The following is a 10,851-nucleotide window of genomic DNA, read 5'->3' as shown; positions in this document are numbered from 1 at the left end:
CAATAGCGCTGTGGTACCACCTGACCCCATTCCGAACTCAGAAGTGAAACGCAGTAGCGCCGATGGTAGTGTGGGAGGTCCCATGTGAGAGTAGGACATTGCTAGACTCTTCTTTAGAGAAACCCGTAGCTAACGCTACGGGTTTTTTGCGTTTAAGGATATAAATTACTGATTGTAGAAAATAGAGTTACATTTACATAAATGAAAAAATTGCTAACCGCCCCTGTCAAAATGGCATTGTCTGACGCTGAAAATGCCGTCTATCAAAACATCCTTAAGTACGTCACTGAACTTAGTCTAAATTTAATGGCGGTAAAAGTTACTAATCACCCCGATGACTTTTTGGGGTGGTGTAAAGAGCTGCATCGTATTTGCCAAGAAGATCTTAATCTTGATTATTTGGATGACCATCAAATCCCACCGTTAAAAAAGCTTGAGTCATCACTTGAGCAGGGTATCAGTATTAATCAGCTTAAAATGGCTAGAATTGCGCCGTGGCCCATATTCATGAGCTTCATTGAAGAGCAATCTGATCTACATATAGTAGAAGAGCGTTTACGCTTATTAGATTATGTTCATGAACTTGACTTACCACTAGCTCAAATGAATGAAAATGAAAGACTAGCGATTTCAGGTAAACACACAAGTAAGCATACCCCGGCGGAATTTAATTTTGACGTTGAGTTATTTGCCTCTACTCGTGGTGCAAAGGTTTTTCATACCTTATTGGCTCAACAGCCAGAGCTATTTGATGAAGCACTTAGCTGTATTCCTGTAGAAGGTGATGTAACTCCTGCGCAATACCAGCTGTTTGTTGCAGCTTATTCAAAAATATTTTCGGATCATACTGTCGATAAACCACAAGGGGAGAAGGCGCCTCTCGCACCAGCTACTCGCTTATTAGCAATGAAAAGACCCGATCAATTTATTGCACTTACCAATGCCAAGATAGATGTATTATGCCAAGGGTTATCAATTGCAAAGTTTAACGCTTTTGACTTTAACGGGTATTGGCAAGATATGATAGGTACCCTGAGAACTTGTCCATGGTGGCATGAAGCGGAACCTGAAGATGAACAAGAAGCCAAATTATGGAAAGCACGCGTTATTTTATTAGATGTGTTTTTATTTGTTGAAGCTGAATTTGCCGACAACTCTAATTATTTACGTTTACTTAATAAGTCACTTAATAAAGCGACTACTGCTTCAAGGTTTAGTCGAGCTAAAACCAAACTAACAGCGGAAGAATTGGCTGATAAAGCATTAGCGGAAGAAGGTATTCCCGAATACATTAAAGGTAAGCGTGCGACAATAATTAATGAAATTAAAAACGGTAAAACACCTGAGCAGGTGATTGGCTTAATGCGCGCCATTTTTGGTTAATTATTTTTAAGTTATTTATTAGGCAGCTACCTTTATTGTTCATGAGGGTAGCTGCTTTTTTTATGACTTTAAATTAGTGGCTAAGGGCTATAAGTGCCCATGGATACAGTTAAATCACTGAATAGTTTGATTTGGTCAAGTACTTCGACCACTTTGTTATAGTTGGTATCCACATGGGGACTTAGCACCACATTTTCCGTGACTTGATTTGCTAAGAAGTTTTCAATTCTTGCTGGGATTCTGCTGACATCAACAGCTTTATTGTTAAAGAAAACGGTGTTGTTTTCGTTAATATGAATAGTAATGTTTTGTGAGGTGTTATCGGAGCTTTTATTGGTTTGTGGTTTGTTTACTAACAGACCTTGCTCACGAACAAATGAGGTAGTAACAATAAAGAAAATTAATAAAATGAATACGATATCTAACATTGGCGTCATATCAACTTCAGAATTATTTTCTTGGTACAGCTTTCTTTTTTTCATAGCTTTTCCCTTTTTATTTTCTGATGTAACAATAATTACTATGTACGAAGAGTTACGTATTATCAAGTTTTAAAAATTTAGGCATAAAAAAGCCCAATCAATATTGGGCTTTTAAGCGTTAATTTAGTGGCAACAGTTATTCAACAATATCCATTTCTTCAATTAAGTTAGTGGCACCGTCAATATGTTCCATTACCCATAACATATAGCGCACATCGACATGAATTGAACGATTTAATTTTGTGTCATAATCCCAATCACCAATAATGCTTTCATAAACACCATCAAATACAAGGCCAACAAACTCTGCTTTGTCGTTTAACGTAGGTGAGCCAGAGTTACCGCCGGTAATATCTAACGTTCCCAAATAGTTCACCGGCACAGAGCCTAAGTTTGCTTTAGCGTATTCGCCATAATGTTTTTTCTTGATAAGCGCTAATTGCTCTTTTGGTGCGTCAAATGGTGCAACACCTGTGTCTTTTTCAACAATCCCTTCAAGGGTTGTATATGGCGTTGCTGTTAAGCCGTCACGAGGAGAATAGCCTTTAACGTTTCCGTAAGTAATACGTAATGTACTGTTAGCGTCTGCATATACCGGTAAGTTTTTATCGTTAAAATAAGCGATTAACGCGGCCATGTACTTAGGACGGAATGCTTGAATGTTACCTGTTAACTCTTCACCTTGTGCTTCAATGGCTTTGCGATCTGCAAATGTTGCTACGGCGAGTTTAATAAAAGGATCTGAACTGTTGTTGAAGTCCTTTTCCGTTTTGTTCATTAACGCTAATCGTTGGCTTTGATTGGCTAACTGAGTTGTCGCATACATTTTGTCTAACTTAGCGCTAAGTGTTTTAGGGTTGAATGAATTATTAATACCAAAAAACGTGTCAATGCTCGCAATGCGTTGTGCTTTTGGTAGCTTGCTATAATGCATTAACATGGCTGATAAAATTGCTTTATCAATGTCAGCATCGTAACGACGGTCTACCGTTTTCATCGATTGCTCAAAGCGTGCGATATCACGTTCTTGATATCCTTTTTTACGTGCTAAATTGTCTTTTTGTTTTTCAATCGAAAGACGGTGCAGTCGCTCTGCAGTACTTAACATTTTGCTGTAACGCATGTAGCCTAAAATTAAGTCTCTTGCCTGAGTTTGTTGATCTTGCTTGATGAGTTTTTCTAAGCCAGCTAAAGCATCACCATATTTGGCCTGACGAGTTTTGTCTGCTTTTATCCATTGGCTAAGCTCTTGTTCAAGCTTTTGTTTACGCACAAGGGTAGATCCTTTTTGATAGCTGTTGATCATGCTACCGTAATTTTTTGCGTAATTGGCTAAGCTCGCGAGTGTGCTTTCATATTTAATACGTGCATCGCTGCCGACTTCTGAACCATTATGAATGATATCAATAATTTCTTCGCGGTAAGCTTTTGCTTTTGGGTACGTCCAGGTAAATTGATTTTCAACTTCTAGTGCGCTTCGGTATCGGTTTGTGCGACCCGGATAGCCTAACACCATGATGTAATCACCTTCATCAACACTACTTTTGTTTACTTTTAAGTGGTGTTTCGGTTGATATGGAACATTATCTTCGCTGAAATCTGCTGGTTGGCCGTCTTTTCCAACGTAAGCACGGTAAAAGCCGTAATCGCCGGTATGGCGTGGCCACATCCAGTTGTCGATATCGCCGCCGTACTTACCAATGCTGGTTGCTGGAGCGTGCACCAAACGTACGTCACGAATAGTAAGTTGTTTAAATAAGTAATACTCTAAGCCTCCGTGAAAATTAACCACGGTACAGCGATATTTATCACTACTTTCACATTCAGCAACTAACGCTTTTGAGTTTTTATCAATAATGTCGTAACGCTTACTGCCTTTGGTATTGTTGGTAATACCTGCGTTTACTAGTTGAGTAACTTCGGTGATTTCTTCAGTCACGTAAATTCTGCTACCTGGGGTTGCTGGTAATTCTTCTTCAAAAGATTTTGCTAAGAAACCATTTTTAAGCAAGTTATTCTCTTCAGTAGAATTATATTGCACTGAACCGTAGACACAGTGGTGATTTGACGCGACTAAACCTTGGTCAGATACAAATGATGCTGTACAACCACCTAGGCTAACAATTGCGCCCATTGGAAAGCCAGTAAGGTCGGTAAGTTTATTTGGATCCAATGCTAATCCTGCTTTGGTAAGCTGATCAGCAATATTAGGTAATTGGTGTGGCTGCCACATGCCCTCATCAGCAAGCGCTGTACTTGCAACAAATGCTAATGATAAAAGTGCGGTACGTTTCATTTAAACCTCTAAGCGTTGTTTTTATTGTGCGTAAGTGTCTGGTAGTGCAGGGTGTTAGTCAAAAAAATGGAGAATTTTTATTGTGAATATGTGTAAACATTGCTTTATATTTGGTCAATGTTGTTAGAGCGTGTTGATCTTTCAAGTTTGTTTTTGCAGCAGTTTGTTGGGTATTTATACAAGGCGGTGCTTTTGATGTGTGGTTATTCCACATGATAAAGCACCAACACCGTATAAATGACAACAAACGCTGTCCGAAGGATTCGGCTAAAAGCTTTTTACTCTTTGTTGCCTACATGGATGTAGGTACTTAGGTTACGTTTGGAACTAGTAACCTGTGTGAGGTGTTTTGCTTAGATGACTAGGCAACAAACCTCACGCCGCGATTAAAACGCTTTTATCTCGAACAAAATTCAAACAGCAAAGATCAACACGCTCTAGTTTTATGTAATAACTTGGTTAAATCACTGAGATTAATGCGGCAAGAAGCTTTTTTGATGAAATGAAAAGTTGAATGATTAAAAGGTTAAAAGAAGAGCAAAGCGATTATTACTCTTCATGTTTAGTGATAGGTTATTGTGAGTTTTCAACCAATACGTCTACTTGGCGTTTATTGTTTTGCTGAGAAATGACTACACGAGTCACTATTTCATTGTTTGAAAAATACAGCGTTAATCTGCCACGTTTACGATCACTTGATATCGCTTCGCCGTATACAGCTTGATAAAAACTGATAATGGCCTGTTCACTTTCTGAAGAAAAATAATTCACCACAGCAGGAAGTTTATCGGTAAACTCTGCAAATACCTCAGCATCTGGCACTTTAGGTATATTAATGAGCAATTCACTTTCTGCAAATGCCGTTGGTAAAGTTAACAAAGTGGTAAAGACAAGTGCCACGACTTTTTTTGTTGGTAAGAACTTTATCATTGGCTTTCTCCGTAAAATTTTTATCAATGTAAAATGTCCGTATCTTAGGGTCAACAACTATTTCATATTTAACAATAAATGCAGTGAAATAAGAAAAAAGCTAGAAGTTCGTAAAATACACTCAAAGTGTAGAAATTAAAGCCTGTTTGTACAACATTTGTTAGTTAATTGGTTGTTTTTAAATTAGTATGTTCGGGCGACTAAATTTAAACATGTGCAGTTAACCAAGGTATTTCTTTTGGTAATGGTCAACCCAAAGTGCAGTTGCACCGCATATTGCTACCGGCATAACAATAAGATTGATCAAAGGGATCATTGCAAAAATTGAAACCGTTATGCCAAAGCTATAACTCAGCCCTTGATTTGCTTTTAAAGCACTTTTCATTTCATTAAAAGGAATTTTGTGATTATCAAAAGGGTAATCTTTATATTGAATTGCCATCATCCATGCGACAAATAAAAACCAAAGAATCTGTCCGATAAGTGGCAGCACAAACAGTAATATTAAAAAGCCAATAGCACGCGGCAAATAATAAACAAACTTAGTCCATTCTCTCGATAGTGTGCGAGGAATATCTTTAACGAGTTCGGTCATGCTCATATCTGTTGGTTTTTCACCTGATAATAAAAGCTCCATTTTTTCGGATAACAAACCGTTAAATGGCGCAGCTATCCAGTTAGCAACCGAGCTAAAAATAAACGAAAAGGTAATAAGCATGGTAATCACTGCTATTGGCCATATAACAACACTTAACCAACTGAGAAAGTCTGGCAGCCAGCTTTCTATCATTGCCATATAAACATCGAGTTGTTGGAATAAATAATAAAAAGCGATGCTAAATAATAAGACATTGGCAATTAACGGAATAAAAACAAACCGGCGAATGCCTTTTAGTTTGATCAGTTCAAAACCTTTAAAAAAATAGCCGGCACCACTTTGTGCGTATGGAGTCGTTCGAGAAGCATGCATTGTTTTATTTTTAACCTAAGTCATTGATAACACATCGTAGAGTATACACTAGCGTTACAACTAGCACAGCGCCCAGATGTTACAAAGTACATCGAATTCTGCTAAAGTTGGCGTTTATTTTCAACCCTAATTCACAGGCGCCAAACTTAATGCGGTTAAAGCATATAAAACTCGCGGGATTTAAGTCGTTTGTTGATCCGACTAAAGTGCCCTTTGAACAGCAAATGACCGCAATTGTTGGCCCTAATGGCTGTGGTAAATCAAATATTATTGATGCTGTGCGATGGGTATTAGGTGAAAGTTCAGCAAAGAATTTGCGTGGCGATGCCATGACCGACGTGATTTTTAATGGCGCTGAAAGCCGAAAACCTATTGGTCAAGCAAGTGTTGAATTGGTCTTTGACAACAGTGAAGGTCGTTTGAAAGGCAACATGGCCGATCGCTCAGAAGTGTCGATAAGACGTCTGGTCAACCGAGAAAGTCAAAACACGTACTTTTTAAATGGTAGCAAATGTCGTCGCCGTGATATTACCGATATCTTTTTAGGCACAGGGTTAGGTCCTAGAAGTTACGCCATTATTGAACAGGGCACTATCTCACGTTTAATTGAGTCTAAACCTCAAGAGTTACGCGTTTTTATTGAAGAAGCCGCGGGCATTTCAAAATATAAAGAACGACGCAGAGAAACTGAAAATAGAATTGTTCATACCCGTGAAAATCTTGAACGGTTAGCGGATATTCAAGCAGAGTTAACCCTACGTATTGATACCTTGCACCAACAAGCTGAAGCCGCGAAAAGATACCGCACGCTAAAGTCACAAGAACGCACGTATAAAGCTGAACTTAATGTGTTGCGTTGGCAGCAGTTTGATCTAAAAAAGCAAACATCATTAGATAAAATCACCAAAATACAAGCTGATGTTGAACAATTAGTTGTTTGCCAAGGACAAAATGAAAATGCATTATTTATTGCCAAGCAAAAACTTGCTGTTGGCACTGAAGATATGGGCGAATTGCAAAGCGAAAAACTATCGTTAACCAACAACATTGCGCGCGCAGAGCAAAACCTAAAGCATATTCAATTACAACAAGGTCAGTTGCAAAAAGAGTATGACGCAGCAAAACAGTATTTAATTGAAGATCAAAAAAGGCTAGCTGAATTTCAACAACAAACCCTAGATAAAAAAGCATCGCTCGAAGTATTAACGCCTGAATTAACAAGTTGTCAGCAAAATTTAACCAATGCTCAGCAATCGCTCGATGAAAATAATCAAAAGCTGTATGTCTGGCAGCAATCACGCGAACAATACTATACGCAGATGCAAAAGCTTAATCACCAGCGTATAACATTAAGTGGTCAAGTTAGTGCACAATCTGCAACGGTTGAGCAGCTCGAGCAAAAACAAACTTCATTGGAAAAAACGATTGCTTCGTTAATGGAAAAAATAGCAGAGCAAGATAAAAGCGCAACCTCAAACGAGAAAATTCACGAGTTCGCTAATAAACTTGATGAAGACAAAAGTGTGTTAGCACAGCAGCTTCATTCTGCTGATGAAATCAGTGAGCAATTAAATGAAAATAAACAGCAATTAGCTGAACTTCAAGGGCTAGAACAAGCACAACAAGCCAACTTAGACAGTTTAGTTAACCAACAAAATAAACGTAGCGATTGGCAAATATCGCAACAGCGATGGCTTGCAGAAAATGGACAGACAAGCGAACAATTGCTTTTTGACCAGTTAAATGTCGCCTCAGGTTGGCAAACGGCGGTTGAGCTAGTGTTATCAGATTGGCTGCAAGCGCAAGCAGTTGAACAATTTCCAACGAAGCTTGATATAGAACCGGTATTATTAATAAGCCAATACAGCCAAAGCAAGCAACAAAGTGCTTCTATGGCATTAGAGTCGATGAATGAATCGACATTGGCAAGTAAGGTTTCAGGCAATGGGAGTTTTCAGGCGTGGTTAAGCAATATTTTTGTAGCGACAGATTTTGAACAAGCAAAAAAACTGCTTTCAAGTTTGAACGATGAACAGTCTGTTATATGCCAAGATGGTACTTGGCTGGGTCATCACTTTCTCAAGAAAGGGCAGATAAACGACGCTAATGAACAGCTTACCCGAGTCAATCATATTAGAGATCTTGAAAGTGAGTTAATCAAAAGCAAACAAAATATTAGGGCTTTTCAGACAAAAATAAGCCAGTTAACAGAGACACGTAAGTCGGTATTGTCGAATATTGAAAATAGCCAAGCTGACATTGCGTTGCTTGAAAAAAAATTAAATCAGTGGCAGCAAGAGCGCGCGCTATTTAAGCAAGAGCAACAACATTTAAGTCTGCAACTAGACTCGCTAACCACAGAGAAACAGCTCATTGAGCAACAATTGCCAGAGCAGCAGAAAAAGCTGACCATGTTTAAAGAGCAGCTGGCACAATTACCGCAAGTAGATGAATCAAATAATCAACAAGCTGAATTAGAGCAACAACAATTACAACAAGCGATTAAACACGATCAGCAATCGGTGAATCAATTAAACCAGCAAATGCAGCAAGTCGCGGTGCAAATTGAACGTGTTAATAATCAACTTACGCATATAGCGCAAAGCGAAAAGCACTTACAAGAACAAGTTCGCTTAAGCCAGCAGCAGCAACAACAACGCGAAAGTAGCTTAAGTCAAAATAGCGATCCTTTGTCTGAAAACGAATCGCAATTGCAAACCTGGCTTGCGCAAATGCTTGCGGTAGAAGAAAAACTTGCATTAATACAAAATAACCAAGCGCAGGCGCATCAAGAAGTTAGTGACTTAGAGCAAGAAAAAGTGCGCACGAATGGCCAAATTACGCAATTAAAAGAACAGTTAACTAAACACCACTTAGATGCTGAGAGTTTTCGTGTCCGCGCACAGGCGTTATTAGAGCAGCTTGAAGAACTACAGCTTGATTATAAAGAGGTGATTAAAAACCTGTCTGCTGATGCTAAAGAGGGCGTATGGCAAGCGCATATCGTAAAAATTGCAAAAGATATCAGTAAACTCGGGGCGATTAATTTGGCGGCAATTGCCGAATATGAACAACAATTAGCGCGAAAAAACTATTTAGCGCAGCAACATGATGATTTAATAGACGCGATTACCACTTTAGAAGCTGCAATCCATAAAATTGATAAAGAAAGTCGACAAAAATTTAAAGCAACCTTCGATCAAGTGAATCAAGACTTAAAAAAATTGTTTCCAAAAGTGTTTGGCGGCGGCAGCGCATACCTTGATTTAACCGGGGATGACTTGCTTGAAACGGGCGTTACCATCATGGCAAGACCGCCCGGGAAAAAAAATAGCACAATTCATCTATTATCGGGTGGTGAAAAAGCGCTGACCGCATTATCATTAGTATTTGCAATTTTCAGGCTTAATCCTGCACCATTTTGCATGCTCGACGAAGTGGATGCGCCATTAGATGATGCAAATGTAGAAAGATTTTGTAATTTGGTTAGAGAAATGTCTCAAACCGTGCAATTTATATATATTAGTCACAATAAAATTGCGATGGAAATGGCGTCACAATTAACAGGCGTAACTATGTTTGAAGCGGGTGTTTCACGTATGGTTGCTGTCGATATTGATGAAGCTGTTGCTATGGCAGATAATTCCTAAAATAGGCTAGGTATGGAAGATAACGTAAGATACACACTTATTATAATTTGCGCTGTGATCATCGGTGCTATTTGTATTCATGGATTGTGGAAGATCCGCAAAAATAGCAATCCATATAAACTGAAAGCTAAAAACGAGCCTGTGCAGCCGCAAGAACGTGGTTTTGACCAGTCAGGCTTTGACCAAGACGGCGTTGGACCTATCCGCGTGGTTGGCGCTAATGCATTAAACGGTGAAATAGATAATCCGCCAAACGATGATGAAATTGCTCATCAACCGGCACCTGCGCCAAAATTTAGTGCCGATCCTATTCCAAAAGATCTACTCGATGAAAAAGCGATTTCATTAGAAAATGAGCCTAACTTAGGTGATTTAAACCTCAATGAAGCTGACGCGGTTATGATCCAAGAAGCTGAAAGTAAGCAGCGTTCGACAGAAGAAGTATTAATTGCTGAACAAGAAGTACCGCCTGTGGCTGAACTTGAATTAGTGCCTGATTTACCGCCTGAGCCGGAAGTGTCAGTGTATCAAGAGCCAGTGACGCAATTAAAGCCGAATATGAAAAAATCGCCGGCAAAAAAGCCGGTACGCAAATCCGCGAAAGCTGAACTTAAACGCAATCAAATGGAAATAAATTTTGGTGACGAGTCGGCAAATGTTAAACCGACCGCTAATATTGACCCCGAGGTGTTAGTGATTTCTGTGGTAATGCCAGAAAATCAAATTATGTCCGGTGCTGTGCTTTTACCTACCTTATTAACCTTAGGCATGAAATATGGCGATATGAATATCTTCCATCGTCATCAAGACAATGCCGGTAATGGCAAAGTCACTTTTAGCTTAGCCAATATGCTCAATCCTGGCACATTTGATTTAGATGCTATGGAAACATTTGCCACTCAAGGTGTTACTTTATTTATGACCTTGCCAAACGAAGGTGACCCTTTTGAAGTCTTCCAACAAATGTTGTCGGCGGCCAAACAATTGGCGAACGAATTTCATGGACAATTGCTCGACGATAAGCGCAGTGTATTAACAAAGCAAACCGAGCAACATTATATGAGCAAAATACGCGAATTTGATCGCAAAAATCGTATAGCCGCGTTATAAACGCATTTTGTCGCTGTATTGTAGTAATTT

General features: G+C 39.1%; 7 protein-coding genes and 1 rRNA gene. 4 read left to right on the top strand and 4 right to left on the bottom strand.

The window, feature by feature from the left end:
* Positions 1–107, top strand: a 5S ribosomal RNA gene (rrf, locus tag ACRRSQ_RS12605); the annotation flags it as partial.
* 94 nt (positions 108–201) lie between these two features.
* Complete coding sequence (locus ACRRSQ_RS12600) at positions 202–1,383, top strand: hypothetical protein (RefSeq protein ID WP_440876097.1); 1,182 nt, start codon at positions 202–204, stop codon at positions 1,381–1,383.
* Between the two features lie 80 nt (positions 1,384–1,463).
* On the opposite strand, the gene ACRRSQ_RS12595 is transcribed toward ACRRSQ_RS12600, so the two are convergent.
* The 4 genes from ACRRSQ_RS12595 to cysZ form a co-directional block, all read right to left on the bottom strand.
* On the bottom strand, positions 1,464–1,865 hold the full coding sequence (locus ACRRSQ_RS12595; protein WP_440876096.1) for an ExbD/TolR family protein: 402 nt from the start codon (positions 1,863–1,865) through the stop codon (positions 1,464–1,466).
* 136 nt (positions 1,866–2,001) lie between these two features.
* The gene (locus ACRRSQ_RS12590; protein ID WP_440876095.1) at positions 2,002–4,161 is read right to left on the bottom strand and encodes a S46 family peptidase; all 2,160 of its coding nucleotides are present in this window, start codon (positions 4,159–4,161) and stop codon (positions 2,002–2,004) included.
* 573 nt (positions 4,162–4,734) lie between these two features.
* Entirely contained in the window at positions 4,735–5,091 is a 357-nt protein-coding gene (locus tag ACRRSQ_RS12585; RefSeq protein WP_440876094.1) for a hypothetical protein, read from the bottom strand.
* Positions 5,092–5,311: 220 nt separating this feature from the next.
* Positions 5,312–6,061, bottom strand: a complete 750-nt coding sequence (cysZ, locus tag ACRRSQ_RS12580) for a sulfate transporter CysZ (RefSeq protein ID WP_440876093.1) — start codon at positions 6,059–6,061, stop codon at positions 5,312–5,314.
* Between the two features lie 149 nt (positions 6,062–6,210).
* On the opposite strand from cysZ, the gene smc reads away from it, so the two are divergent.
* The gene (gene smc, locus ACRRSQ_RS12575; protein WP_440876092.1) at positions 6,211–9,711 is read left to right on the top strand and encodes a chromosome segregation protein SMC; all 3,501 of its coding nucleotides are present in this window, start codon (positions 6,211–6,213) and stop codon (positions 9,709–9,711) included.
* A 12-nt stretch (positions 9,712–9,723) separates the two neighbouring features.
* Complete coding sequence (gene zipA, locus ACRRSQ_RS12570) at positions 9,724–10,821, top strand: cell division protein ZipA (protein ID WP_440876091.1); 1,098 nt, start codon at positions 9,724–9,726, stop codon at positions 10,819–10,821.
* The last annotated feature ends 30 nt before the right edge of the window (positions 10,822–10,851 follow it).

The sequence above is a fragment of the Thalassotalea sp. PLHSN55 genome (assembly GCF_052030545.1).
Taxonomy (GTDB): domain Bacteria; phylum Pseudomonadota; class Gammaproteobacteria; order Enterobacterales; family Alteromonadaceae; genus CANMXU01.
This window is presented reverse-complemented; position numbering and strand designations above follow the sequence as displayed.